Origin of the sequence: Streptomyces sp. NPDC085481, assembly GCF_044541845.1 — a bacterium.
Lineage (GTDB): Bacteria > Actinomycetota > Actinomycetes > Streptomycetales > Streptomycetaceae > Streptomyces.
Window position 1 is genome coordinate 422,294 of record NZ_JBITTJ010000002.1, and the last position, 24,983, is coordinate 447,276.

The window sequence follows — 24,983 nt, forward strand, 5'->3', positions numbered from 1 at the left end:
TCACGCCCAGTGGGTGCGGAGTCTGCTGTGGTTGGCGGCGAGCCAGGTGGCGAAGTCCTGGAGCGCGGGATTGAGGTCGCGGACGGCGGTGAGCTCCCGGGCCGCGGTGAAGCCCTTCTCGCACTCCGCGTAGTACTGGAACATGTTCCCGGTCTCGTCGGCGCCGGGGAAGCCCTGCGCACGCCACTCGTCGGCGGTGAGGGGCCGGTAGCGCACCGGTTCGCCGACGGCCCCGGTGAGGGCGGCGGCCATGTCGGCGACCTTGAGATGCTCGCCGGCGATGCTGACGGTGGCGGCGATGAGGTCGGTGCCGCGCCGGAAGACCTCCAGGGCGGTCTTGCCGATGTCCTCGAAGGCGATGCCGGAGAGCCTGCTCTCGCCCATCGGGTACGTGAGCCGGAGGGCGCCGTCCCCGCCGCGTTGCGGGGCGAACGCCCCGAACAGGTTCTCCCAGTAGAAGGTGGAGCGCAGGAACGTCGTGGGTACGCCCTGGTCGGTGAAGTAGTGGTCGGCTTCGGCCTTGCCGTCGAAATGGGGCACCTTGTAGTGCTCCTGGAGGGTCGGCATCCGGTCGTCGTCGAGAGGGATACATGCCCGGGTGTCCTCGAGCGTGGACCAGATCGCGTGCTGCACTCCGGCATGGGAGGCGGCCCGGGCCAGCGCGTGAGCCTGGGTCTTCTCCCGTTCGGCGGACATGTGCTCCCAGAAGTTCGTCATCAGGAAGGCGCCGTACGCGTGCTCGAACGCCGGTGCCAGGCTCGGCTCGTCGTCCATGTCCGCCCGTACGAGATCGGCTCCCAGCCGGCGCAGTTCCTGCGCCGGGACGGACTCGGGGTGGCGGGTGACGGCACGGACGGCGAACTCTCCGTCCCGGTCCGACAGGACCGCCCGGCAGAGCGAGCCGCCCTGCCGCCCGGTGGCACCGATCACCGTGATGATCTTCTTCTCTGTCATGGCTCCTTCGCCTCGCCTCACCTAGCCTTGCCGCGCCCCGCGCCCCGCCCTGTGTCCGCGCCCCCGCCCCGGCCGTCACGTGCGGTCGTCCGGAAACGCCACAGATCGATTCCGACTGACCGAGTCATGGCGGCCTCCCGCCATCCGTTGACCTCACTGGGCGCCTTCCCCGCTCGTAGGCGGTCATGCGCCCTGCGGTGCGGCCTCGCCCGGACGCCCGAGCCCCCGGCCCTCCGGCGTCGCTCGCCGTGCCGGGTGCGTTGCGGTCGGCCAGGGTCCCGGCCCGCCACCGCCCTCGTGAGGGACTACGCCGTCCGGGTGAGGGGGAAACGATCCATTGCCCAGCGGCGGTAGGTGCGTGCCGGCGGGGCCGGGAGCATGGTGGTGCTCGCCGGCTGCGGAGACCGCCCGGGGGTCCTCCCGTGGTGCCGTCCGGCGAGCGGTCCGTTTCTCCCTGGATGAGGAAGGTGCGCTGTGCCGCTGACCGCTCAGTACGTTGCCCAGGAGCTCGAGGCTGCGAGCAAGGTGGGTGATCCGGAGGCTGACGTGTTGGTCTCGGATCTGATCGACAACAAGGAGATCGACGGGGTCAACGCCCTGTTCCGGACGATCGGGACCCTCAAGCCAGGTCAGGACCGCTCCACGCTTCCGCCGAAGCTGGCGGCCTTCCTGAAGAACGCGGAAGCCGACCCGCCGGGCTGGACCGACGCGGACGTCAAGGCGGCGGAGAAGTTCTTCGACCGTCACCGCGGCGAGGTGGCCATGCTCCAGGGCACGGTCGGCCTGATCGGCACGTACCTGTCTCCGACCGGCGCGTTCACCCTGCGCTCCACCGGCCGGCTGGGCGGCGTGGAGGGGCCGGGCCGGCGGCTGTCGCAGTCCTCGCGCCTGTTCGTCGACATGGACAAGAAGGGCGCCTACACCGACGGCACGCTGAAGGCGAACGTCACCAAGGTCCGCCTGGTCCATGCCTCGGTGCGTCAGCTGCACAAGAAGAGCGGCGAGTGGGACTACGACACGTGGGGCGAGCCGGTCTCGCAGAAGTACACCACCGGCGCCGCCTGCGTGTTCTCCGTGCAGATCCTCCAGGCGATGCGCAACCTGGGCCTGGATGTCTCGAAGGACGACGCGCACGGGTTCATGTGCGCGTGGCACTACGTCAACCACTACCTCGGCACGCCGGAGAAGTGGGTGCTGCCCAAGGACGCCGACGAGGTCGACCGGCTGTGGAACCAGGAGCGCGACAAGGAGTGGAAGAGGACCGACGACGGGGTCTTCATGACCAAGCAGGCCGTCGACTATTACCGGAGGTTCTTCCCCGGCCCCTCCCATGACGCGTTCATCGCCATGGTCCGCACCGCGCTGGGGGACAAGTACGCGGACATGGCGGGCCTTCCCAAGGGTCTGCTGTCGGCCGCGGGCAAACCCCTCGCGGCCGGCCACAAGGTCGTCAGCGGGATCGGCGGCGGTCTCCTGGGCGGCGGCGCGGAGAAGGTGACCGGCGTCAACCCCTACAAGGACATCCTCGGCGTCGCCTCGACCGCGTTCAGGGACATGGAGAAGGCCGCGCTCACCCAGGGCCAGGACGACCAGCCCCAGATGCACCAGGAACTCGACGACAACCGCTGACCACCGCTACGGGCAGTCACGGCGTCGTGATGCCGGTGACGGTTCACCGTGAGGCCCGTGGCACCCTGGTCCCCGCGTCAAGGACTCATCAGGGGCGCGTCAGGATCGGGGGAGGGCCGTGGCGGACCGGGAAGCACCGGAGAACCACGTGGCGGGGTACGCCGAGATCCTGCTGGGCGCGTGCGCCACAGGACGTCGGCTCACCCGCGCCGAGCTGGAGTCCCGCCGTGTGCAGGGCGAGCGGGCGGCGGAGGCCGGGCTGCCGCTGCGCGGGCTCATACGGGACCACCTCGCCGCGGCGCAGGAGATCCAGCCGCGGCTGGCCGCCGGAGCGGTGGGTTCGTTGCTGGCGGTGGTCGAGCAGGCGGTGGACGCCTTCGCCGAGGGCTACGAGCGGGCCCAGCACCACGCGGTCCGTCAGGAGGAGGCCGCGCGCCGGGAGTTCATCGACGACCTGCTGTACGGACGCAGCGACCTGGGCCGCCTCGCCGAGCGCGCCGAGCGTTTCGGCCTGAGGCTCTCCCAGGCGCATGCGGTCGCGGTTGCCGCCGGGCCCGAGCCGTACGGTGACGGCTACCCGGTGGCCCGGGGGATCGAGGAAGCGGTCCTCTCCCGGTTCGGCAACCGGAAGATCCTGCTGGCCACCAAGGACGGCCGGCTCGTCTGCGTGGCCCCGGGCGACCAGCCCGACGTACTCGCCCACTTCGCCAAACGGGCGTACGCGGCCACCGACGGCGGCCGGGTCGCGATCGGCCGTTCCCACCCGGGGGCGGGCGGGGTCGTCCACTCGTACGAGGAGGCCCTCAACGCGCTCGACCTGGCCGACCGGATGAACCTGGAAGGCCCGGTGCTGCACGCCGCGGACCTGCTGGTCTACCCGGTCCTCACCCGCGACCGGCAGGCCATGGCCGACCTGGTGGAGAGCATGCTCGGCCCGCTGCGCCGGGCTCGCGGCGGCGCCGGGCCGCTCCTGGACACGCTGGCCGCGTACTTCGACAGCGGCTGCGTCGCCACCGAGGCGGCCCGCCGGCTGTCGCTGAGCGTGCGGGCGCTGACGTACCGGCTGGAGCGCATCCACACCCTCACCCAGGCCGACCCCGCCGACCCCCGACACCGGTACACCCTGCAGACCGCGGTCATCGGCGCCCGACTGCTGGGCTGGCCCGGCAGCGGGCCCTGAGTCCAGCCGTCCGGAACCCGTCGGCGGGTCTCTCAGGCGAGCGCGAAATAGCGCAGCCACAGATACAGGGCAGCCACGGCGACGGTTGCAGCGGTGACGACGAGGCCGTACTTGGTGAACTGCCAGAAGGTGATCGGGGTGCGGTTGCGCTCGGCGATGCCGAGGACCACGACGTTGGCGGAGGCGCCGATGGCGGTGGCGTTGCCGCCGAGGTCGGCGCCCAGGGCGAGGGCCCACCACATGACGTGGTCGGGGTCGCCGCCCATGTCGGCGACCAGCCGGCCTGTGACGGGCGCCATGGTGGCCACGTAGGGGATGTTGTCCACGACCCCCGACAGGACGGCGGAGCCACCCAGCAGGAGCATGGAGCCGCCGAGTTCCGCGCCGCCGATGGCGTCGGCGAGGGAGCCGGCGAGCGTGCCGATCACGCCGGTCTCGATGAGCGCGCCGACCATGACGAACAGCCCTGCGAAGAACGCGAGGGTGGGCCACTCCACCTCGCCAAGCACCTCGTCGGTCTCCACCTTGGAGATGGCCACGAGCAGGCCGGCGCCCAGAAGGGCGACCACGCTGGGCTCGTAGTGCAGGACGGGGTGGAGGACGAAGCCCGCGACGACCAGGGCGAGGATCCCCAGGCCCTGGGCGAGGAGCCGGGGATCCGAGATGGCCTCGCGCTCGCGCAGCTCCATCAGCTCGGCGGCGCGCTTCTCGTCGTAGACGAAGTGCTCGGCGAACATCACCCGGCACAGCAGCACCAGGACGACTATCAGGACCGCGCACAGGGGAGCGAGGTGGACGAGGAAGTCGTTGAAGGTGAGCCCGGCCCGGCTGGCGATGATGATGTTGGGCGGGTCCCCGACGAGAGTGGCGGTGCCGCCGATGTTGGAGGCCAAGACCTCGGCGATCAGGAACGGCGCGGCGGGCAGCCGCAGCCGGTCGCACACCAGCAGGGTGACGGGTGCGACGAGCAGCACGGTCGTGACGTTGTCCAGCAGGGCGGAGGCGACCGCCGTGATGACGACCAGCATCGTCATGACCCGGAAAGGGCGGGCCCTGGCTCTCTTCACCGACCAGATCGCCAGGTACTCGAAGAGCCCGGTCCGCTTCAGTACGCCGACGATCACCATCATTCCGAGGAGCAGGAAGATGACGTTCCAGTCGATGCCGGTCTCGTCGGAGTGGAACGCCGCGACGTCGTCGGTCGCGCCGATGGCCAGCATGAGTGCGGCCCCGCCGAGGGCGGCTGCGACGCGGTGCACCCACTCGGTGATGATCAGGAGATAGGTGCCGGCGAAGACGGCGACGGCCACCCAGCTCTGCCAGTCGCTCACCCCTGCCCGCCCACTTCGAGCAGGTGGCGCATGAGCCGTGCGGCCGAGACCACCCCGACCAGCCGGCTCCCCTCGCCGTCCCGTTCCAGCACCGCGACCAGCGGGACGTGGGAGCGGGCCATGACGGCCGCGATCTGGAGCGTCCCGGCGTCCGGGCCGACGTACTGCGGCTTGAAGGTCCGTCGTGGCAGCCACTCGGCGACCGTCTTGCCGGCGAGGTCCTCGGCGAGTGCCTCCGCGTGCCGCTCGTCGATGACCGCGGCCAGCAGCGGGTCCTCCATCACGTACTCCGGGATGAGCTCCCGTACGAGCTGGGAGCCGGGCACGACGGCGTACGGAGTGCCATCGGTGTCCAGGACCAGGAGCGCGGGCAGGTTCCGCTCGGCCACCAGCCGTACGGCGTCCACGGCAGGGTCGTCGGTCGTCACGTGGGGATAGGGCTCGGCGAGATCACGGGCTGGCATGGTGCCCCTCCTGGTCGGTTGCACTGCGCGTCGGACAGCGACGAGCACCATGGCGGTAGCCCCGATCTTCGAAGGGGGTCGTCCCCTGTTCGCCGACCGGGCTCCCTGGCACACCACCGGCAACTTTATACATTTCTTGCGCGCCTCTAACGGGTCCCTGACGGCAGCGCCGTGCCTCGGTCGTTGCCGGGATCCGGCATGAACGCGCGCCATGCGACGCCCCTTTGCCGACGTCCACGTCGATCTCGTTGTCGGATGCCGGTGAACTGAACGGTGCGGCGCGTGCAGCCGGGGTGAGCCGCGTGCGTCAAAGGCGCGTAAAGATTGCCGGTGGCAGGCAATGTGCGCGGGACGCGCGCGGTGGCACCATGCGGCTGTCCGGCGAGATCACCGGTCTGACGGGGGAGGTGCTCATGGGCTTGTTCCTGGGCCTCGGCATCGCGGGAATCGTCCTGCTGGTCTGCTCGCTGGTGTTCGACGGGGTGCTGGAGGGGATCTTCGACGGCGCCCTGGACGGACTGTTCGACGGGTGGCTGTCGCTCCCGGTGATCGCGGGCTTCGTCTCGATGCTCGGCTTCACGGGGGCGATCGTGCTCGGGTCCACCGGACTCGGGCCGGGAGCGGCGACCACCGCCGGAGTGCTCGCCGGCACGGGGGCCGGCTGGGCGACCTACCGGCTCGGCCGGGCCCTGCTGCGGGACCGCAGCGGTGACGCCCCGCGCCAGGGCGACCTCGTGGGGTCGGCCGGGACCGTGGTCACCGCCATTCCGGCGGGCGGTCGTTACGGCGAGGTCCTCCTGAGCCTCGGAGGCCAGCCGGTCAAGTACGCCGCGGCCACCGAAGGCGACGCATTGCCTCGCGGCGCCGAGGTATGGGTGACGGCCGTCCCCTCGTCCACCTCGGTCACCGTGCGCGCCGTCGAGCGCTGACGAATCCTTTCTTCCATCTGCTCTACGGGAGTTGTGCCATGAGTCCTGTCGTCACCGCCGTCGTGGGGGTGGTCGTCCTCCTCGTCCTGCTCGCCCTGGCCGTCGTCACCCGCTACAAAGTCGCCGGCCCCAGCGAGGCGTTCATCATCACGGGCCGCCGCGGCAAGAGGTCCACGGACCCCACGACCGGTCAGGTAGTCACCGACAACAGCGGCCAGAAGGTCGTGGTCGGCGGCGGGGTGTTCGTCGTCCCCTTCGTGCAGCAGCGCTTCACCCTCGACCTGTCCAGCCGTCACATCCCCGTCGCCGTCCGCGGTGCCGTCACCCTGCGCGGCATCAAGGCCAACCTCGAAGGCGTCGCGATCGTCAAGGTCGGCGGCACCGAGGACGCGATCCGGGCGGCCGCCCAGCGCTTCCTCCAGCAGCAGGACGGGATCGTCGGCTTCACCCAGGAGGTGTTGTCCGGCGCCCTGCGCGCCATCGTCGGCCGCATGTCCGTGGAGGACATCATCCGCGACCGCGCCGCCTTCGCCGGGCAGGTCGCGGAGGAGGCCGAGGCCAGCCTGTCCGGCCAGGGGCTCGTCCTCGACGCCTTCCAGATCCAGGACATCACCACCGAAGGCTCCTACCTGGAGGACCTCGGCCGGCCGGAGGCCGCCCGCGCCAAGCAGGAGGCCGACATCGCGGAGGCCAACGCCCGCCGCACCGCCGAGCAGGCCCGCCTGAAGGCGGAGGAGGAGATCGCCGTCGCGGAGCGCACGCTGTACCTCCGCCAGGCCGAGATCAAGGCCGAGACGGACGCGGCCGCCGCCCAGGCCAACGCGGCGGGCCCGCTGGCCGAGGCGGACCGCCAGCAGCAGATCCTCACGGAGCAGGAGAAGGTCGCCGAGCGCCAGGCGGCCCTGACCGACCGGCAGCTCGACACCCAGGTCCGCAAGCCCGCCGACGCTCGCCGCTACCAGGCCGAGCAGGAAGCCGAGGCCCTGCGGGTGGCCCGGGTCAAGCAGGCCGAGGCCGAGCGCCTCGCCGCGATCGCCGCCGCGCAGGCCGAGTCCGAGCGCGCTCGCCTGACCGGTGAGGGTGAGAAGCAGCGCCGTCAGGCCCTCGCCGAGGCGGAGGCCATCGAGGGAGCCAAGCGCGGTGAGGCCGAGCGGGCCCGGCGCGCCGCGATCGCCCAGGCGGTCCAGCTGGAGGGAGACGCGGAGGCCGCGTCGATCGCCGCCAGGGGCGCCGCCGAGGCCGAGGCGATGAACAAGAAGGCCGAGGCCTTCGAGCGCTACGGCGACGCCGCCGTCCTCCAGATGCTGGTCGAGGTCCTCCCGCAGGTCGTCGCCAAGGCCGCGGAGCCACTGGCCGCCATCGACAAGATGACCGTCATCTCCACCGACGGCGCGAGCAAGCTCTCCCGCACCGTCACCGACAACGTCGCCCAGGGCATGGAACTCCTCAGCTCCACCACCGGCGTCGACCTCGCCCAGCTCCTCAAGGGGCTCACCGCCCCTGCGTCGCCCGCGGTCCCCGAGACGCCCGTGTCCAACGGGAAGATCGAGATCATCGGCTGACCCCTCGTGCATCCCGCCGTGAGGCCCGCTGCGAGTGAGCGGGCCTCACGGCCGGGGGCGTACGCGAGCGGGGGCACCGCTCGGCACTCACGTCCAGCAGGGCCCGCCGACTGACGAGCCGGCCCGGCGGCAACCGTCGGGGGCCGCGAACCCGCCGCTGGGACCCGTCAGTGTCCGGGGGAGAGTTCGCCGCTCAGCGTGCGGTGGATGCGGGCACTGTGCTCGTTCAGGCCGGTGATCTCGACGGTCTTGCCGCGCTGGGCGTACTTCGTCTCGATGGCGTCGAGCGCGGCGACGGTGGAGGCGTCCCAGATGTGGGCCGAGGCCAGGTCGATGACGACCTTGTCCGGGTCTCCCGCGTAGTCGAACCGCGCGACCAGGTCGTTGGAGGAGGCGAAGAACAGCTCGCCGGTGACGGAGTAGACGACCTGGGTCCCGTCGGGGTCGGTGACCGAGGTGACGTTCGCCAGGTGGGCGACGCGCCTGGCGAAGATGACCATCGCGGTCACCGACCCGGCGATCACGCCGACCGCCAGGTTGTGGGTCGCCACCACGCACGTCACGGTGATGACCATGACGGTGATCTCACCGGCCGGCATCCGCTTCAGCGTCTTCGGTGCGATCGAGTGCCAGTCGAAGGTCGCGAAGCAGACCATCACCATGACGGCGACCAGCGCGGCCATCGGGATCTCGGAGACGACCGGTCCGAAGGCGATGCACAGCACCATGAGGAACACGCCGGCGAGGAACGTCGAGAGCCGGGTGCGGGCCCCCGACACCTTCACGTTGATCATCGTCTGCCCGATCATCGCGCAGCCGCCCATGCCGCCGAAGAACCCGGTGACGATGTTCGCGATGCCCTGCCCGACGGACTCGCGCGTCTTGCTGGAGCGCGTGTCCGTGATGTCGTCGACGAGCTTCGCCGTCATCAGCGATTCCATCAGCCCGACCAGCGCCATGGCGAAGGCGTACGGGGCGATCGTCGCCAGCGTGTCCAGGGTGAAGGGCACGTCCGGCAGCCCCGGAACGGGCAGTGCCGACGGCAGTGCCCCCTTGTCGCCGACTGTCGGCACGGCGATGCCGGCGGCCACGGTGATGGTGGTGAGGATGACGATGGAGACCAGCGGCGCGGGGACCACGGTCGTGACCTTCGGGAAGAACACCATCAGCGTCAGCCCGGCCGCGACGAGCGGATACACGGCCCACGGCACGTCCCGCAGCTCGGGCACCTGCGCCATGAAGACCAGGATGGCGAGGGCGTTGACGAAGCCGACCATCACCGAGCGCGGCACGAAGCGCAGCAGCCGGGCCACGCCGAGCGCGCCGAGCACGATCTGGAACACACCCGCCAGGATGACGGCGGCCACGAGATAGCCGAAGCCGTGCTCGCGGTTCAGCGGAGCGATGACGAGGGCCACCGCCCCGGTCGCCGCCGAGATCATGGCGGGCCGTCCGCCCACGATCGCGATCGTCACGGCCATGGTGAACGAGGCGAACAGCCCGATCGCCGGATCCACTCCCGCGATGATCGAGAACGAGATGGCCTCGGGTATCAGCGCCAGCGCGACGACGAGCCCGCCGAGCACCTCGGTCCGCAACACCTTCGGGGAGAGCCAGGACGGACGACGCAGGGAGAGGGCGGGGGAGGGCATGGCGGAGCGGACCTGTCCTGTCGTGGGCGCGGAGGAGCGAACGGTCCGCGCGCTGAGCGATTGCCGACGGGAGGCGGCCCGGGAGAGCCCGACCGAGCCTCTCCCGGATTTCTCCCAAACGATCACGGGAGACGCAGGAAGGGCCTGATCCACTGAGTGGATCAAGCCCTTGACCTGGTCTTACGAAGTCGGGGTGGCGGGATTTGAACCCACGACCTCTTCGTCCCGAAGCATTCCGGGGCGACGGGCGAACGGCCCATTCTACGGTGCTGACCTGCGACGGAGGTCCGTGGCCGCCCGTAGGCGTCCGCCCGCAGGCAACCCGGTGGTCACTCAGTCAGACACCCACGGGGTCCGAGGCATCCTGCCGATTGGGCATGTCCACGTCGGTCCATTAACGGATAAAGGGGGGGGCAACGAACAGTGCCACAGCCCCCCGATCCGACGGCACGCAGTGCGGACGTTGTTCACCTCAGCCTGGTCCCGGTCGAAGAGATCTCCCGGCTCGTCGGCCACTCCGGGACGGCCGTGACCGAGGCTGTCTACCGGAAACAGATCAGACCCGTGATCCAGGCCGGGGCCACGGCCATGGACGAGATCTTCAGGGCCTCTCCGAACCCGTAGTCACTCAGCTAGTCACCCGGACGCGGAAAGAGCCGGTGCAGGTTTCGCCTGGTCACAGCGTTGGTGCGCCGTGGACTTGGGCGGTGTCGCGGGGGCTTGGGGAGCAGATCGGCTCCCAGATGGCTCCCAGTGCGAGCCGGCGCCTGCCCGGCGGGCGATGCGTCACTCACCGAAACATCGGGGGCCTATCCGATGCGGCGGGGAGGCAGGGGCATGTTGGGCTCGGTTTTCCGTGTGTGCCACCACTCGATGATGTTTGTCTTCGCCATCAAGGCGAACCAGGAGTGTGCTTCTGCTGTTTCGTCCTGATGCGCAGCGGCGGCGTCAAATTCGGAGAACTCCAGGCTGAGGAGCCACCGCTCGCTGTGCTCGCGGTCCGGGGCGATGTCCACGGTCGCAGACAGTGTAAGTTCTCCGCCTTCACGTGAGAACGCGATGTTTGACAGCTTGAAAGCAGGATCTCCTAGGCCTCCGAACGGCTTTTCCAATTCCATTTGAAGGTCGGGAGGGATGCTCACTTGCTCCATGCTTGATTTTAGCAGGCGGCTTCGGTCGACTGAGGGGCGATGGATGAAATGTGGCCGGCCTGGTAGTAGGCGGTAATGATGCCCTGCGGCCTGACTCCGGTACCGCCAAGGGCCCCGTCGTTGTAGACGACCTTGAACGTCATGGGCGGACACTGGGCCAGGTTCGTGTAGTAGAACCCAAAGCTCTGCTTGCCTCGTGCCACCGTGTTGGCGATCTGGCTGTCATTGAATCCATGCTTGGGGACCAGGTGTCGGTAGCCCCAGGTCGACGTTCCGCAACGCAGGGGGAGGTTGACGAATCCCCTGGCGTAGTTCTTGACGATGTAGTTTTCGGACTTCCCTGCGCACGGGTCCGCTGTGACGGTGGCGCTTGCAGGGGTCGATGTCATTGCGAGCGCCGAGGCTGCGATTGTGAGTGCGCTTCCGAACGTTGAAATTCGCTTCGTGAGCTTCACGGTTCCCTCTCTATTCCAGACTTGCGGTCGCCATAGAGGCTATGGGGAAATGAAGGGGATATTCCAGGATGGTGGAATGGTCTGGCCGGTAATCAACGCACTTGTCCCAAAGTCGATTATCGAAATTCGGCCACGCCGCGCTCTGGTGCCCGCGCCAAGGTCCTGAGCGATCCGTCGGGGGTGGGGCGGCGGAATCCCTCGCCGGCCCCGAAGCGGGTCATCCACGCCCCGTCTGCAGGACCACTTCTGCCGCGAAGCGGCTCGCGGACGGCCCCAGGGGTGTTCCGTCTGCCACGCCGCCGATGCCCTCCCGCGCGGAGTCGCTTCCCGGGCGCGATGGAGCGCACTACGCGGAGGGATCACGCTGGATCAGTGGGACCTGCGGCTGGTCGGTTCGGCGGGAAGGACACATCGTGGATATGCGCGTCCTCTCCGAACGCGAGGACGCCTGAGTCGACGCGACTGATGGTCACGGCAGACCCTGCCGGGGGCCGCGTGAGGAAGTCCCGCAGGGCGCGCGCTGTGGGGGCGAGGTGGGGCGCGATGCTGGCGAGGAAGGCGATGCTGACGATCGCCGCAGCGGGTTCGCCGATGTATCCCAAGAAGGTGAAGAGGGGCGGGACGCTGAAAAGCAGGAACGTCAGGGAGAGGAAAGCAGGCACGTGTTCCCGGTCGTCTCGTCTGCGCTCGGCGGAGCGCTCATGGAAGCCGACATCTCCGCCGGGGTTGTGGGGTATGACCTCCCACTTGCCGGCATCCCTACCTGACGCGAGGATCCGAAAGGCTACGGTCTGGCCGCATTCGCGGTGGCCAATGGTGAACACGGCCTCTCGGGTGGACCGCTCGCACTCACGACGCCTGACCACACCTAACTCTTCCTCGGGCCGCGAGGGAACCACCGCTTCCAGGACTTGGCTGCCCTCGGGAAACCGGAAGCGCAGCTGTTGCTGTTGAACTGCGCGGTTGCCGGTGTTCGCCACGAAGCGGGAGACCAGGGCGGCGTACGTGATCGCCTGGAGGTGTACGTCCCGGTCGGCTGCTCCCCGCTTCAGCTCGACCACGATGAGCCGCCCCGTGGCGTCCAGTCCCAGGACGTCCAGCCGGTCGCGCGCCGGAACGCCGTCCGTGTCGGCCCACCGGTCGAACTCCGCGGTGATCACGAGCACCGCCTCGCCGAGGACCTGCGGGTTGTCGATCACCCACTCCTGAAGATGCTGCCGCTCGAGCAGCCCCTCCGCGGCCAGCCCCGTGGGTGAGACCGGTATCGCCGACGGACCCGAAACCGTGAAGAGATGATCCACCGTGCCCCCTCGCCGTGCCCGGCGGCGTTGGCCAGGCACTCAGAGCCTATGGCTCGGACGGTTCCTGGCGCGGTCCAATGGGCTCTGCCTCTGGAATCTGGTCCGGACTCGGGGAGCCGTGGCCCGAACCCGGCTCCCAAGAGGACCCCGGAAACCACTCAGGGGCCTGATCCGATGTCTCGGATCAGGCCCCTGACCTGGTCTTGTGGCTGTCGGGGTGGCGGGATTTGAACCCACGACCTCTTCGTCCCGAATGAGGTTCGGCTAGTGATCTGGCCTGCGTGGATGGTGTTTGGGCAGGTCAGAGGCTTGGTACGAGTTGCTCTCGGCGGGTACGGAAGGGAGCCGGGGAGCAGGTCGGCTCCCAGACGGCTCCCAGAGCCCACGTCCGCCGGCTTGCGACACTCGCTTTCCGTCGTGAAGCGACAGGGGCTCGGACGCGGCGGCGCTCGCGTGGGGGCCGGTAGGGGTCGTGGGTGCCCGCCCTGCGGCGGAGTGTTCAGCGGAGACGCATGCAACCAGAACCGCACCCAGAACTCGGCGAGTTTGCCGTAGCTGGCGCAGCAGCCCACAGGTAGCGTCGACGCTTGACCACCGGTTGTGCGCCAAGAACCCCGCGATCACTCTCCTGTAGGCGTGCGCATTTTACTGAGTTGGACTGCCAAAAATGCACTATTGGGGCATTTATGGGTCATGGCGCCTTCTCCGGTCAAGCTGGTTCTAAGTGCCGAAGCCCGCGCTGTTGGAGGAACCATGGCACCGGAACTCGCTTCTGTCCCGACTGAAAACCTGTGCGTACCCAAGGGCGACGCCTGCCCGGCCTGGTGTAGTGGCCCGGCGGATGATGCGCTCCATCAGGCGCACGAGAGCGCTGCGGTTGAGTGGCTCGGTCCCGCGTACCGGGGCAGCCGATATGACGCGGCGGCGCTGTCCGTGACCATCGGCCTGCTCGACGAGGGCGAGGGGCAACGGCAGCCGGAGATCTGGCTCGGCGCCGCAGGCAGCTGGGCCGAACTGGACCTGCCTCAGTTCGAGTCCGCCATCAACGAGCTGGAGGAGTACACGGTCGCGTTGCGGGCGCTGAAGTACCGGTACGCAGCGATCCTCGGGGGAGCGGACCTCTCCAGCCAGGATGCGTACGCCGGCGGGCCGAAGCACCCGGTGGAGATCACCTCCCTGTGCCCGGCGTGGTGCCACTACCGCGAGGAAGGCCACACCGACGGCGCGCTGGAGGACCGCTTCCACTGCGGAGAGAACGAGATCGTCGAGCTGGGCCTTCACCAACCCTCGGTCGACTCTCTGGGCGTCGTCGCTCACGACGAGATCCAGGTAGGTCTGGAACAGCCGGCCTACAGCAGAGTCCCCCGGCTGGCCTTCACCATCGAGCGCGGTAGCGGCGGCTTCTGCAACCTCTCCCTGTCAGAAGCCCGACAGCTGCGCACAGTGCTCGGCGAACTGATCGCGCGAGCCGAGTTGTGTGCCACCCCGAACGCCCTTCCCCCGGTGGACTCGGTGACCACTCACATGAGAGCCAAGGTCGTGGAGGACTCGCAGCTGGACCCCGAGTCCCGTGGATACGCACTGGCGGACACCAGCCCCGACGGCAAGGTGTGGGTCTGCATTCCCGAGGGCCTGTCTGCCGATCTGCGGGAGGAGATCATCAGGAGCCGTCTCGCCGGTGCATTCCAGGAGCCTCGACGGGCGAGGACCACCGCTGCGCCGGGCGTGCCGCTGCATGTGACGGGGGATCGTGCCGCGTGGGTCAAGGCATCCGCGAGGGCCGCTGCCTGATTGACGTGCCCCTGTGGGGCACTGGAATGCACGCAGGTCTGCGCCGCGCTGCTGCGGCGCAGACCATTCAGGTGGCTCCCAACGAGCCGCTCTGCCGTGGGCAGGTATGACGGGCCGCTCGCCTCATCCACGTGTTCGGCAAACGCGCTGGTCGGCGAGATATCCCTGAAGCTCACGGCCGATTGTCAGCGCCGTGGTGTATCAGTTGACCAGTTACCTCGCATGACGTAGCAGCGGGGCTGGTACCGAAATCACGGGCTGGAGGGGGCACCATGGCGAGCGAGACCAGCGAGCCGAGCACCGAAGAGATCGACCTGACACCGTCCCCGCAACTCCTGGAGGCGCTCGGAGACATCCCCTTCAAGCCGTGGCAGTGCCTCGCGGAGCTGACAGACAATGCCTTCGACGACTTTCCGGCATCCTGCGCACGGACGTCGAGCTGTGGGAGAAGAAGGAGCGGGCCCTGTACGCGGCCTCCAGCGTCAAGACCTGGCGCTCGACGCTCCACCTGATACTCGAGGACGCGATCGACGAGGGATTGATCACCTCCAACCCGGCCGCGAGGCGGCGTGGGCGCGGCAAGCGTGCTGGCCGTTCCCGCGACCGCGGCCCGGAGAAGGTCGTCACCGACGCGCTCGGCATCCTGCTGACCGCCGAGCGGGCTTCCCTGCTCTCTGGCCGCGACGACGAGTTCGTCGCCGTGGTGCACAAGGGCTACACCGGCATGCGCTGGGGCGAAATAGTCGGCCTGGAGACGGAGTTCGCCCGGCGCGGTTCGTTCCGTGTCGAGTGGCAGCTGTACGAGCTGGATACCGGCGAGCTCGTGCGCGTCCCGCCCAAGGACGACAGCTATCGCACCATCGACTCGATGGACTGGCTGTCAGCCCTCGTTGCCAACCACATCGCCCGTACGAAGCCGACCCCGTGCCCCTGCCACGGCAGACCTACGTCTACCGAGGACTCGGCGCGGCCCGTAACAGCGGCCACCAGGGCGCGAAGCTGGTCGACGTCGCCCGCCGCGCCGGAGTCTCCACGGGCACGGTGTCCAACGTCCTCAACCACCCCAACCGCGTCGCCGAAGCTACGCGGGCCAAGGTGGAGCAGGCCATCGCGGACCTCGGGTTCGTACGCGGCGGCACCGTGTCGGAGCACGCGGCCCACTGGCGGCGCAACGGCTTCGCCACCTGGCTGTTCACGCCGGCCGTATCCGGCTGGTACCCGAAGAAGGCGCCGCAGGAGGCACGACCGGTGCCGCTCCTCGGCGAGCCGTGGCCTGGTGTCCCGGCACGAGGGCGCAACGCTGGCGACCGCGCCGACGCCTGCTGGGTGCCGATCGCCAAGGGGCTCACGCCGCACGGTCTGCGCCACACTCACCGGACGATGATGGAGGACCTCGGCACCGAGAAGGTCCTCATGGACGAGCGCATGGGCCACATCGACGGCTCCGTCTCGGCCCGCTACGCGCATGTCACCCCCGGCATGCGCAAGCGCCTCGTGCTCGGCCTCACCCAGCGGTGGGAGGCAGCGCTCGACGCCCGTCGGGCGATGTGCCCCACGTCCCCGGTGCGCGTCCTCAACGACCTCCTGCGCGCACGCGCGGAATCATGTGTCTTGGTGAAGACCTCGCGATGATGAGGCTCGTGCCGTCTTTGCCGGCGAATCGTCGGCCCTGTGCGTTCGGTTCACTCCTACGGTTCGAGTAAATGCCGGTGCTGGGGTCAACAGACCTGGCTCAATGGACAGATGGAGATGGGTGAGCACTGGGCCTACCGAGCGAGGCCGAAGGAGCTGGGCAGCGCGGTTCGCCGGGTCGAGGTCGTACGGGTAGGCGGGAGCGGCAGGACCGGTTGGCTCCACGTGCGGTTCCTCGAAGGCGACGACGCCGGGCTGCAGGAGTGGGTCAACCCGAGTTCCCTCGTGGCGCGCTGGGAGGACGCCGAGGCGTTCCGCGCGGATGACGCGAGCGAGCTCGCGCTTGCCGAGGCGTCGCGCCACGTGCGGGGTAGCGCCGACTTCGAGGCCGCGCGGATGGTCCTCGGGTTCGTCCGCCCGAAGAGCAAGCTGCGTCTGCGGCGCAGTGTTGCGGACGCCGGGATCCTGGAGATGGGCCGTCTCGACGACAGCGCCCCTGTTGTCGGGGTGGATCCCGCGGAGTTGCGAGGCGATCCGATGGTCTACGAGAACCGCGATGGCATGTGTCTGGCCGGGTGGCCGGTCACGGAGCGCATTGCACGCCACGTGGCCGGCGGCCTCGCCGATGACATCCTTCCGGAGGTGGACCGCAAGCAGCAGGCCATCGCCGAGGAGCGTACCCAGTCCTCCTGGTACTCCTACAGCCGTCGTGACGACCGCAAGCTGGACGGGGAAGCGGCCGTCCTCCGGACCGTCCGTGAGTGGTGTGGTCAGGACAAGGCCGAGCGCTACGACGAGCTGGTCGCCCTGCGCGCCGAGGTCATCCGGCTTGGGCAACTGGTGGAGCGGGCGGCGAAGGCCCTACGTGACCGCGGGCACGGCGTCATCGCCTCCACCATTGAGCGCGACCTGGGCGTCCATATCTCCAGCCTTGGTCCAGACGTTCGTCGGTGAAGCCGCGCCACCGCTCCGGCTCCGGCTTGGGTGGTTCGGCTTCCGCCTTGGGCTCTTCCTTCTTCGGAGGCTTCTCCTTCTCAGGCCGCTGCGGATGCCATCCGTCGAGGAAGGGCCGTAGCTGGTCGCCCGTGGGCTCCGCGTGGAGGCTGTGGGCGGTCAGGCCCTTGCCGGCCACTGTCGGGTCGAGGCGGTCGGCCTCCGTCCTCCCCCACGCTGACCACTCGCGCAGCCGCCCGGCTTCGTGGGCGTCGTCCGAGACGGAGGCGGCCTCGTCGAGCGCGGCGCAGAAGGCCCGAATCTCTCCTGCGGCCCGCCACTGCGCCAGGGCGGTGCCGAACCGGTCGACCCGTACGGCGTCCACTGCCTTGATCGTCGCGACGCTGACCGCCGCTTCCCACTCTCGCCGCGTACGCTCCTCCTTCTCTGCCTTCCGCCGGCGGTGCTCCTCTTCCTCTCTGGCCTCTCGCAGGCGGCGTTCCTCCTGTTGCCGCTCTCGCTCCTCACGCTGACGCTGTTGTTCCGCCTCCCGCGCCAGCCGGGTCTGTTCCTCTTCTTCCGCGCGGGCCTTCAGCGCCCGAAAGACGGAGCCGATCTGGTCCTCCAACGGTTTCTTGGGGGTGTCAGCCCACTCCTTCTTCCAGCCGTAGCGGTATCCGTAGCTGTACCCCGATTGCTGGGCCACCTGCAGCTCCAGCTCGCCGGACGGCTCGAGCCGGTGGGCCGGGGTGACCCGCTGCCAGTCGTACGTCCGCCGGCCCGGCTGCGTGGGCACGTAACGGACCTGCTTCTGCCGCTCGCTGAAGCTGATCTCGTACGTCCTGCCGTGGACCGTGAGCAGCGGCCTCACCTGCCTGCGCTTCTTCGACACCGCGATATCGCCGTGTCGCGCGAGGGCCTGCTCGGCGAGGAGCCGAAGGAGAGAAGCACCCGTGGGAGCACCTCGTCCGAGATCTCGAAGGCGCTGTGGTCCGCGGTGACCGCCGCGATCACGTCCTCGACGTCGGTGATCACACGACTGCGGGCCAGTCGGATCCGGTTCCACTCGGTGTCGTCCTCGCCCGTCACCCGGAGCAGGCCAAGGAAGAAGTCTCCCTCTGCCCGCCCGCTGTACTTCAGTTGGTAGCCCTCAGGCGCACACTGCCGCGCGGCGTCGAATGCTCTCCGGTAGCGGGCCCGCTCCCCTTCGCTCGGGTCCGGGATGCGGAGGAAGCGCCCAGCCTGCTGCACTTCGGCGATCAGGGTCGCTCCGACCTCCGCCGGTGAGGGGCGCGGGTGCTTCGCAGCACCCGGCGCAGCTGGCTTTGTCTCGGATGAGGCAGCGGTCTGTCGACGAAGGGGAGAGGCAACCTGTGGCTTCGGCTCGGGGGCCGCCGACGGCTGCCTGCGCGGAGACCGCTCCGGCCGATCTGGGTGATGCCCGTGCTCCAGGTAGAAGCGCCCGGCATAGGTGATGTCCGCCTGCCACTTCCCGCCCTGCTTCGGCATGGTGATCAGCCCCCGGCCCTTCAGGGCGCGAGCGGTGGCAGCAAGTTCCGGACTGCCTGAGGTAACAGGCTCCGTTCCCTCCCCGATGCGGGCAAGTAGGGCCAACTGGCGATCATTGAGCGGCGACCAACGGTGCATGGTCACGGTCGTACCGTCTGTCCTTGCATCAGCACAACCTGTATCAGGCGACTCTTCCGGTGCGCCTGATGCAGGAGAGCACCATGTCGCCGATAGTCACGAGATTGGGAGGGTGGTCTGCTGTGGCGGTGGTGGTAGCTGCATGACTCTCAGCACGTCGTTGCACGCAAAGATCCGGCCGTAGTTACCCTCCGACCGTTGCTGAAGGATCCCCAGCTCAACGAGTTTCGCCACAGCCTGATTAGCGGCCTGGTACGTAACTCCGTAACGGTCGGCAGCATCTCTCACTGTGAGCATCGGGTAGCCGATCAGGTCTTCCGCGATCTGGAGTGAAACCCCCTTGGCTCGAAGGGAGCGCAGCTGATCCATGAACTTCTGCTTGATGTCGATCAAGCCGCTGACCTGACGCATCGCCTCGTGGGCCTGCGCCTCTACGGCCTGGCAGAAGAACGAAACCCAGGGGTTGTAATCGCCTGTCACGCTGACGTCGAGCAGGTGGTCTTGGTAGGCGCGGCGTCGCACTTCGAGCCACGGTGACAGGTTGAGGATGGGAAGTTGGAGTTCACCTGCCGCCATGAGCTGCAGGACGACCACGAGGCGCCCAAGCCGGCCGTTTCCATCGTTAAAGGGGTGAAGCGTCTCGAACTGATAGTGACCGAGAGCCATCTTCACGAGGGTGTGCGTCTCCTGGCTCCCGTTGATCCATCCCTCCCACACGAGCAAGCCGTCGCGGAGTCTGTGATCAGGCGGTGCTGGGACGAAACGCGCATCTTCTACATTGGCACTGTTGAGTCCAATGAAGACCTGGGTCGTCCGAACCCGCCCAGCGTCTCGGGTCTCGCTGGGAGTTCCCTGTACGAGGATCCCTTGGAGATGCTGTAGCAGCGCGAGGGTGATCGGGCGCTCACCTACCCAAGCGATGGCTTCCTCCGCGGCGCGGACGTAGTTGAGTACTTCAGCAACCGACGCAGATAGCTGGGCGCGGTCCTTGAAGTCGGCTTCGAGGACGTCAGTGAACGCGGCGTACGTACCTTCCAGGGCGGAGGTGCTCACAGCCTCGCGCCGGATGGACGGTCGGACCAAGAGTCGCGGGTTCGGTAGTTGCCGAGCCGCCTGGTCAGCCCTTGCTACAGCGGCAGCAGCTTTGGCGACTGCCAGATGGGTTGACCCGGTGAGTTCGACGTTGTGCGGCAGGTCATCCGGGACGTAAGCGTGGGCGTGGTAGTCACGGCCGGCACGGGGGTCGTAGCCGCTGATCGGCACCAAGGTGCCGATCGGTGACTGACCCAAGAGATTCGCATCCACAATGTAAGGATACTCAGACATCCTTGAATTTCAGTGCCTAGTTTTCAAGGATGGGTCTGGTGCGGGCTGGAGCCTGGTTAGGGTCGCCTGACCTGCCTGTTTAGCTGGACCGGCTGTGTCCCCTGACCGATGGGCGGCCTTGAAGTCTGGTGCCTCAAATTCAAGGATGCAGCACGTTACCTATCGTGACGAAATGTCTCAGTCGGTTGCAGAGGCTGGGGTGGATGCTGCGAGGGCCGGTGCGGCTTGCCCCGCCTGGTTCTTCAGAGTGGCAGACGGTGGGCTAGTGAGGGCCCGGCCGTAAGTGATCACTGCGGCAGGAAGCGGGACGTCCTCCCGCTCGAGCGCGTTCTGTCGTGTGAGGTAGTCCATCGTGAACGCCAGCACTTGTCGCGAGTGCGCGTCCAAGGCCACAAACCTGCCGACGGAGCCCCGAAGCCGGAATCCTGCTGGGAGCCACATCCCATACTCGGCTCCCAAACGGCTCCCAAGGTGATCCAGGAAACCACTCAGGGGCCCGACCCGCTCTCGCGGATCAGGCCCCTGACCTGGTGTTTCAGCTGTCGGGGTGGCGGGATTTGAACCCACGACCTCTTCGTCCCGAACGAAGCGCGCTGCCAAGCTGCGCTACACCCCGATGTCGCTGCTCTGTTCTTCACGTCGCGGCGACATCGATTACTTTAGCCCACCCGCGCCCAGAGACGAAATCCGGTTTTCGCCTCCCCGCGCCGCAGGTCGGGCGTGGTCCACGGGGACCGTCAGGGGCGCGCCGTCAGGGTCAGGAGCGTGGCCTCGGGGGGGCAGGCGAAGCGGACCGGGGTGTAGCGGTTGGTGCCGCAGCCCGCCGAGACGTGGAGGTACGAGGTGTGGTCGTCGACCGTGTGGGTGGACAGGCCCTTCACGCGGTCGGTGTCCAGGTCGCAGTTGGTGACCAGGGCGCCGTAGAAGGGGATGCAGAGCTGGCCGCCGTGGGTGTGGCCGGCCAGGATCAGCTCGTAGCCGTCGGCCGTGAACGCGTCGAGCGTCCGCAGGTACGGGGCGTGGACCACGCCCACCGTGAAGTCGGCGTCCTGGTCGGGGCCGCCGGCCACCCGCTCGTACCGGTCCCGCTTGATGTGCGGGTCGTCGAGGCCGGTGAAGGCCAGTTCCACGTCCGGCAGCTTCAGGCGGGCCCGCGTGTTGGTGAGGTTCAGCCAGCCCGCCGCGTCGAACGCGTCCCGCATGCCCTCCCACGGATTGTGCACGGCGCCGACCACCGGCGGGTTGCCGTTGAGGCCGTGGCGGCCCTGCATCTTCTCCTTCAGATAGAGGGCGGGGTTGCGCAGCCGCGGCCCGTAGTAGTCGTTGGAGCCGAAGACGTACACGCCCGGGAACTCCATCAGCGGACCCAGCGCGTCGAGCACCTCGGGCACCGCGTTCGTGTCGGAGAGGTTGTCGCCGGTGTTGACCACGAAGTCGGGGCGCAGGCCCGCGAGCGACTGGAGCCAGGCCCGCTTCTTGCGCTGGCCGCTCACCATGTGGATGTCGGAGACCTGGAGAACCCGCAGGTCGCGCATGCCCCGCGGCAGCACCGGGATGGTCACCCGGCGCAGTCGGAACGAGCGGGCTTCGAAGCCCGCCGCGTAGACGACTCCGGCCGCGGCCGTCGCCGTGAGTCCTGCCGTGATCTTCAGGGGGATCCCGTACCGTGCGCGCATCCCCATATCGTCGCAGACCCCCGGCGCGGAAATGCGCGGGCGTGGCGGCCCCGGCACCTGACACACTTGACCCCATGACCACGCTCAAGGCCAAGCTTCAGGACGACCTCAACGCCGCGATCAAGGGCCGCGACGAGCTGCGCTCCTCGACTCTGCGGATGACCCTCGCCGCGATCACCAAGGAGGAGGTCGCGGGCAAGACCAAGCGCGAGCTCTCCGACGACGAGGTGCAGAAGGTGATCGCCAGGGAGGCGAAGAAGCGCCGCGAGGCCGCGGACGCCTTCGCCCAGGGCGGTCGCGCCGAGTCGGCCGAGCGCGAGATCGCCGAGGGCGGGATCCTCGACGCGTACCTGCCCAAGCAGCTGTCCGACGAGGAGCTGGAGGGCATCGTGTCCGCCGCCGTCGAGGAGGCGAAGGCCGCCGGTGCCGAGGGGCCGCGGGCCATGGGCGCCGTCATGAAGATCGTCAACCCCAAGGTCGCGGGCCAGGCCGAGGGCGGGCGCGTCGCCGCCGTCGTGAAGCGGCTTCTGGCCGGCTGACCCCGTACGCGTACGGGTACGACGAAGGCGCCCCTCCTGGATCTCCGTGACCCGGAAGGGGCGCCTTTCGTGTCGGACCGGTCGGACAGGCCGGACCGGACGGACCGGTCGGACAGGACGGACCGGTCGGGCCAGGCGCGGGCAGGTCAGCCGTTGCGGCCGCCGTTGCCCTGGCCGCGTCCGTTCGCCCCGCCGATCAGGTCCGGCGGCAGCGTGATGCCGCCGGGGAACGGGTTGTCCGGGCGCTGGCCCGGCTTGTTGTCGCCGGGGCGCTTGCCCTTGTCCTTGTCCTTGTCCTTGTCCTCCGGCTTCGCGCCACGCGGCACGTTGATCTGTACGAAGCCCGGCGTCTGGGCGGCGTCGAGCGCCCCCGTCATCGCGATCTTCCAGATCGGGCCCGGGAGGCAGCCGCCGCAGACCTTGTCGTAGTACTGACCGCCGATGGTGATGTCGTACATCGAGGTCTTCTCGCCGACGTCGTCGCCGACCCACACAGCCGTGGACAGGTTCGGCGTGTAGCCGACGAACCAGGCGTCCTTGCGGTCGTTGGTCGTACCCGTCTTGCCCGCGTTGTCGCGGTCGCTCAGACCGGCCTTCGTACCCGTGCCGTCCTCGACGACGCCCTTCAGCATCTGGTTGATCGTGTCCGCGGTCCGCTCGGACATCGCCCGCGAGCACTCGGTCTGCGGGACCTTCAGCTTCTCGCCGTTCGCCGTCGTGATCGACTCGATGGCGACGGGCGTGCAGTAGGTGCCGCGGTTGGCGAAGGTGGCGTACACCGACGCCATGTCGAGCGGGGTGGCCTCCTGGCCGCCCAGGGTGATCGACGGGAGCTCCTTGAGCTTCTTGCCGAGCTCCCGCTCGTACCCCGTCTTCTTCGCCATCTGCACCGTCTCGCACAGGCCGGTCATCTGCTCCAGCTGCGCGAAGTACGTGTTGATGGACTTGCCGAGGGCGCTGGTCATGTCCCAGCTGCCGGCCTCGGACTCGACCTCGTTCGACAGGTCCCAGTTGCCGGCGCCGGCCGGCCCGCCCGCGCAGGTGGTGTACGAGTTCATCGGCACCGAGATCTTCCACGGCGTCGTGAACGACTGCGCCGGGCTCAGCCCCTTCTCGAGCGCGGCCGCGGCCGTGATCGGCTTGAAGGTCGAACCGACCTGGAAGCCGTACGTCGTGCCGCCCATCTCCTTGCCGACGGCGAGGTTGAGCGTCGTCTGGTGCAGCTTCTGGTCGAGGCCGTACGGGCGGGACTGACCCATCGACAGGATCTTGCCGGTGCCGGGCTGGACCTGCACCACCGAGGCGGCGACCTTGTCGTCCTTGTCGATCTTGGCGACGGCGGCCTCGTTGGCCGCGGCCTGGGCGCGCGGCGCCAGCGTGGTACGGACGGTCAGGCCGCCCAGGTTCCACAGCTTCTGGCGCTCCTCGGCGGTCTTGCCGAAGACCGGGTCGTTGAGGATCGTCTTGCGGACGTAGTCGCAGAAGAAGCCGGCGCCGTCCACGGCGGTGATGCAGCCGTTCTTCGGCGACTTCACCTTGAGCGTGATCGGGGTGGCCTTCGCCTTGTCGGCCTCCGCCTGGCTGATGTCCTTGACGTCGGCCATGCGCTGGAGGACGGTGTTCCGGCGCTTGGTGGCCTCCTGGATGTCGTTCACCGGGTCGTAGCGGCTCGGCGACTGGACCAGGCCGGCCATCATCGCGGCCTCGGGGAGCGTGAGGCCGGCGGCGGGCTTGGAGAAGTAGCGCTGCGCGGCGGCCTCGATGCCGTACGCCTGCTGCCCGAAGAACGTGATGTTGAGGTAGTTCTCCAGGATCTTCTTCTTGCCCAGCTCCTCCTCGACCTGGATCGCGTACTTCAGCTCACGGACCTTGCGGCCCATGGTCTGCTGCGTGGCCTGCGCGACCTTCTCGGGGTCGTCGCCGGCCTCCTCGACGAAGACGTTCTTCACGTACTGCTGGGTCAGCGTGGACGCGCCCTGCGACACGCCGCCCGACTGGGCGTTGCGGTTGATCGCGCGCAGCACGCCCTTGAGGTCGATCGCGCCGTGCTCGTAGAAGCGCGAGTCCTCGATCGCGACGATCGCCTTCTGCATGTACGGAGAGATCTTCTCCAGCGGCACGACCTTCCGGTCGCGCGAGTACACGGTGGCGATGTGGCCGCCCTCGGAGTCAAGGATGGTGGTGCGCTGACTCAGGGGTGGTGTCTTCAGGTTGGACGGGATCTCGTCGAACCCCTCGACCGTGCCCTTGGCCGCCAGTCCGAGTGCTCCGGCCGCGGGCAGGGCGATGCCTGCCAGCACGGCTCCGGAGAGCACACTGACACCGAGGAACTTGGCGGCCTGCTGGGTCCCGGTCAGACCTCCGCCCGAGCGCTTCTTTGCCATGGGGGCAGCCTAATCCGTAGTCATGAGCGTTCTGCAGGAGCGGGTGCTTCTCGGAGCGTTCGAGTACCAGACCGTGACATCCAGGTGCAGCCGGGCTGTCGAGGCCTCAACGTAGATCGGTGCGCGGTCCGGTGCGAGTGGTGGCGGTCATGTGGGCGCCGGGCGGATGCCTTCGATCACCCGGGCTGGCATGCCTCGGCACAGAGCGGTGACGCTCGGCGTCTTCGTGGCCGCCACCGCCTTCGTCGGCGCCGCACGGATGCCTGAAGCCAGCCTGGTCCATGAGGCCTCGGCTGAGACCTGGTGCCGTCCGGCGCCGGCGATCCCATCGCCTTGATTACTCGTTGGCGTTGGTGGGGCGAGCACGCCGCACGGTGACCTCTCGATATGCCCGAGCCCTATGAGCTCCCGCGCAGACCGAGACCCGTGGGGTGCGCTGGTGCCACG

19 protein-coding genes, 1 tRNA gene and 2 pseudogenes are annotated in these 24,983 nt (G+C 68.6%); 9 read left to right on the plus strand and 13 right to left on the minus strand.

The annotated features are described in order from the left end of the window. Positions 1-954 carry an NmrA/HSCARG family protein gene (locus tag ACIGEZ_RS07820; protein ID WP_399827130.1) on the minus strand — a complete coding sequence of 318 codons (954 nt, stop codon included), beginning with the start codon at positions 952-954 and terminating at the stop codon, positions 1-3. Positions 955-1,500: 546 nt separating this feature from the next. Here ACIGEZ_RS07820 and ACIGEZ_RS07825 point away from each other — a divergent pair. Further along, entirely contained in the window at positions 1,501-2,583 is a 1,083-nt protein-coding gene (locus tag ACIGEZ_RS07825) for an oxygenase MpaB family protein (protein WP_399827132.1), read from the plus strand. A gap of 118 nt (positions 2,584-2,701) precedes the next feature. Beyond that, on the plus strand, positions 2,702-3,763 hold the full coding sequence (locus tag ACIGEZ_RS07830; protein ID WP_399827134.1) for a PucR family transcriptional regulator: 1,062 nt from the start codon (positions 2,702-2,704) through the stop codon (positions 3,761-3,763). Between the two features lie 32 nt (positions 3,764-3,795). On the opposite strand, the gene ACIGEZ_RS07835 is transcribed toward ACIGEZ_RS07830, so the two are convergent. Continuing rightward, a complete protein-coding gene (locus tag ACIGEZ_RS07835; RefSeq protein ID WP_399827137.1) occupies positions 3,796-5,094 on the minus strand; it encodes an SLC13 family permease in 1,299 nt (432 codons plus the stop codon). Next, the gene (locus ACIGEZ_RS07840; protein ID WP_399827140.1) at positions 5,091-5,558 is read right to left on the minus strand and encodes a CBS domain-containing protein; all 468 of its coding nucleotides are present in this window, start codon (positions 5,556-5,558) and stop codon (positions 5,091-5,093) included. The genes ACIGEZ_RS07835 and ACIGEZ_RS07840 overlap by 4 nt, the downstream gene beginning before the upstream one ends. Positions 5,559-5,971: 413 nt before the next feature. Here ACIGEZ_RS07840 and ACIGEZ_RS07845 point away from each other — a divergent pair, with 413 nt between their 5' ends. Then, positions 5,972-6,487 carry an NfeD family protein gene (locus tag ACIGEZ_RS07845; RefSeq protein ID WP_399827599.1) on the plus strand — a complete coding sequence of 172 codons (516 nt, stop codon included), beginning with the start codon at positions 5,972-5,974 and terminating at the stop codon, positions 6,485-6,487. Positions 6,488-6,525: 38 nt separating this feature from the next. Further along, complete coding sequence (locus ACIGEZ_RS07850) at positions 6,526-8,049, plus strand: flotillin family protein (RefSeq protein ID WP_399827142.1); 1,524 nt, start codon at positions 6,526-6,528, stop codon at positions 8,047-8,049. 167 nt (positions 8,050-8,216) lie between these two features. On the opposite strand, the gene ACIGEZ_RS07855 is transcribed toward ACIGEZ_RS07850, so the two are convergent. Further along, the gene (locus ACIGEZ_RS07855) at positions 8,217-9,701 is read right to left on the minus strand and encodes a SulP family inorganic anion transporter (RefSeq protein ID WP_399827145.1); all 1,485 of its coding nucleotides are present in this window, start codon (positions 9,699-9,701) and stop codon (positions 8,217-8,219) included. 480 nt (positions 9,702-10,181) lie between these two features. Here ACIGEZ_RS07855 and ACIGEZ_RS07860 point away from each other — a divergent pair. Next, a pseudogene (locus ACIGEZ_RS07860) lies at positions 10,182-10,325 on the plus strand (site-specific integrase); the annotation flags it as partial. 185 nt (positions 10,326-10,510) lie between these two features. Here ACIGEZ_RS07860 and ACIGEZ_RS07865 read toward each other — a convergent pair. The 3 genes from ACIGEZ_RS07865 to ACIGEZ_RS07875 all read right to left on the minus strand — a co-directional run bounded on the left by ACIGEZ_RS07865 (position 10,511) and on the right by ACIGEZ_RS07875 (position 12,608). After that, positions 10,511-10,852 carry a hypothetical protein gene (locus ACIGEZ_RS07865; protein ID WP_399827148.1) on the minus strand — a complete coding sequence of 114 codons (342 nt, stop codon included), beginning with the start codon at positions 10,850-10,852 and terminating at the stop codon, positions 10,511-10,513. Between the two features lie 8 nt (positions 10,853-10,860). Beyond that, positions 10,861-11,307, minus strand: a complete 447-nt coding sequence (locus ACIGEZ_RS07870; RefSeq protein WP_399827151.1) for a hypothetical protein — start codon at positions 11,305-11,307, stop codon at positions 10,861-10,863. A 359-nt stretch (positions 11,308-11,666) separates the two neighbouring features. Next, entirely contained in the window at positions 11,667-12,608 is a 942-nt protein-coding gene (locus tag ACIGEZ_RS07875; RefSeq protein ID WP_399827154.1) for a hypothetical protein, read from the minus strand. A 753-nt stretch (positions 12,609-13,361) separates the two neighbouring features. Here ACIGEZ_RS07875 and ACIGEZ_RS07880 point away from each other — a divergent pair. The 3 genes and pseudogenes from ACIGEZ_RS07880 to ACIGEZ_RS07890 all read left to right on the plus strand — a co-directional run bounded on the left by ACIGEZ_RS07880 (position 13,362) and on the right by ACIGEZ_RS07890 (position 16,985). Beyond that, positions 13,362-14,399, plus strand: coding sequence for a DUF6907 domain-containing protein (locus ACIGEZ_RS07880; RefSeq protein ID WP_399827156.1), 1,038 nt, complete (start codon positions 13,362-13,364; stop codon positions 14,397-14,399). A gap of 409 nt (positions 14,400-14,808) precedes the next feature. Continuing rightward, positions 14,809-16,031: pseudogene (locus tag ACIGEZ_RS07885) on the plus strand (LacI family DNA-binding transcriptional regulator); the annotation flags it as partial. A 111-nt stretch (positions 16,032-16,142) separates the two neighbouring features. Next, positions 16,143-16,985, plus strand: a complete 843-nt coding sequence (locus tag ACIGEZ_RS07890; RefSeq protein ID WP_399827157.1) for a PE-PGRS family protein — start codon at positions 16,143-16,145, stop codon at positions 16,983-16,985. On the opposite strand, the gene ACIGEZ_RS07895 is transcribed toward ACIGEZ_RS07890, so the two are convergent. From ACIGEZ_RS07895 to ACIGEZ_RS07915, 5 genes are all read right to left on the minus strand, one after another. Beyond that, entirely contained in the window at positions 16,915-17,856 is a 942-nt protein-coding gene (locus ACIGEZ_RS07895; protein ID WP_399827160.1) for a hypothetical protein, read from the minus strand. The two genes, ACIGEZ_RS07890 and ACIGEZ_RS07895, sit on opposite strands and share 71 nt — an antisense overlap. Then, the gene (locus ACIGEZ_RS07900) at positions 17,832-18,617 is read right to left on the minus strand and encodes a hypothetical protein (RefSeq protein WP_399827162.1); all 786 of its coding nucleotides are present in this window, start codon (positions 18,615-18,617) and stop codon (positions 17,832-17,834) included. The genes ACIGEZ_RS07895 and ACIGEZ_RS07900 overlap by 25 nt, the downstream gene beginning before the upstream one ends. A gap of 90 nt (positions 18,618-18,707) precedes the next feature. After that, positions 18,708-19,916 (minus strand): Fic family protein, encoded by a 1,209-nt coding sequence (locus ACIGEZ_RS07905; RefSeq protein ID WP_399827164.1) that lies wholly within the window; start codon positions 19,914-19,916, stop codon positions 18,708-18,710. A gap of 563 nt (positions 19,917-20,479) precedes the next feature. Beyond that, positions 20,480-20,553 (minus strand) — tRNA-Pro (locus ACIGEZ_RS07910). Between the two features lie 121 nt (positions 20,554-20,674). Then, positions 20,675-21,613 (minus strand): metallophosphoesterase, encoded by a 939-nt coding sequence (locus ACIGEZ_RS07915; RefSeq protein ID WP_399827165.1) that lies wholly within the window; start codon positions 21,611-21,613, stop codon positions 20,675-20,677. Between the two features lie 74 nt (positions 21,614-21,687). On the opposite strand from ACIGEZ_RS07915, the gene ACIGEZ_RS07920 reads away from it, so the two are divergent. Then, entirely contained in the window at positions 21,688-22,152 is a 465-nt protein-coding gene (locus ACIGEZ_RS07920) for a GatB/YqeY domain-containing protein (RefSeq protein WP_399827168.1), read from the plus strand. 146 nt (positions 22,153-22,298) lie between these two features. Here ACIGEZ_RS07920 and ACIGEZ_RS07925 read toward each other — a convergent pair whose 3' ends face one another. Continuing rightward, positions 22,299-24,536: a transglycosylase domain-containing protein gene (locus ACIGEZ_RS07925; protein WP_399827171.1), complete on the minus strand. Its 2,238-nt coding sequence runs from the start codon at positions 24,534-24,536 to the stop codon at positions 22,299-22,301. Positions 24,537-24,983: the final 447 nt, after the last annotated feature.

Coding starts and splice junctions, on each gene's coding strand:
- ACIGEZ_RS07820 (WP_399827130.1), bottom strand. CDS start 954: ATGACAGAGAAGAAGATCATCACGGTGATCGGTGCCACCGGGCGGCAG.
- ACIGEZ_RS07840 (WP_399827140.1), bottom strand. CDS start 5,558: ATGCCAGCCCGTGATCTCGCCGAGCCCTATCCCCACGTGACGACCGAC.
- ACIGEZ_RS07845 (WP_399827599.1), top strand. CDS start 5,972: ATGGGCTTGTTCCTGGGCCTCGGCATCGCGGGAATCGTCCTGCTGGTC.
- ACIGEZ_RS07850 (WP_399827142.1), top strand. CDS start 6,526: ATGAGTCCTGTCGTCACCGCCGTCGTGGGGGTGGTCGTCCTCCTCGTC.
- ACIGEZ_RS07855 (WP_399827145.1), bottom strand. CDS start 9,701: ATGCCCTCCCCCGCCCTCTCCCTGCGTCGTCCGTCCTGGCTCTCCCCG.
- ACIGEZ_RS07865 (WP_399827148.1), bottom strand. CDS start 10,852: ATGGAGCAAGTGAGCATCCCTCCCGACCTTCAAATGGAATTGGAAAAG.
- ACIGEZ_RS07880 (WP_399827156.1), top strand. CDS start 13,362: ATGGCACCGGAACTCGCTTCTGTCCCGACTGAAAACCTGTGCGTACCC.
- ACIGEZ_RS07890 (WP_399827157.1), top strand. CDS start 16,143: ATGGAGATGGGTGAGCACTGGGCCTACCGAGCGAGGCCGAAGGAGCTG.
- ACIGEZ_RS07915 (WP_399827165.1), bottom strand. CDS start 21,613: ATGCGCGCACGGTACGGGATCCCCCTGAAGATCACGGCAGGACTCACG.
- ACIGEZ_RS07920 (WP_399827168.1), top strand. CDS start 21,688: ATGACCACGCTCAAGGCCAAGCTTCAGGACGACCTCAACGCCGCGATC.
- ACIGEZ_RS07925 (WP_399827171.1), bottom strand. CDS start 24,536: ATGGCAAAGAAGCGCTCGGGCGGAGGTCTGACCGGGACCCAGCAGGCC.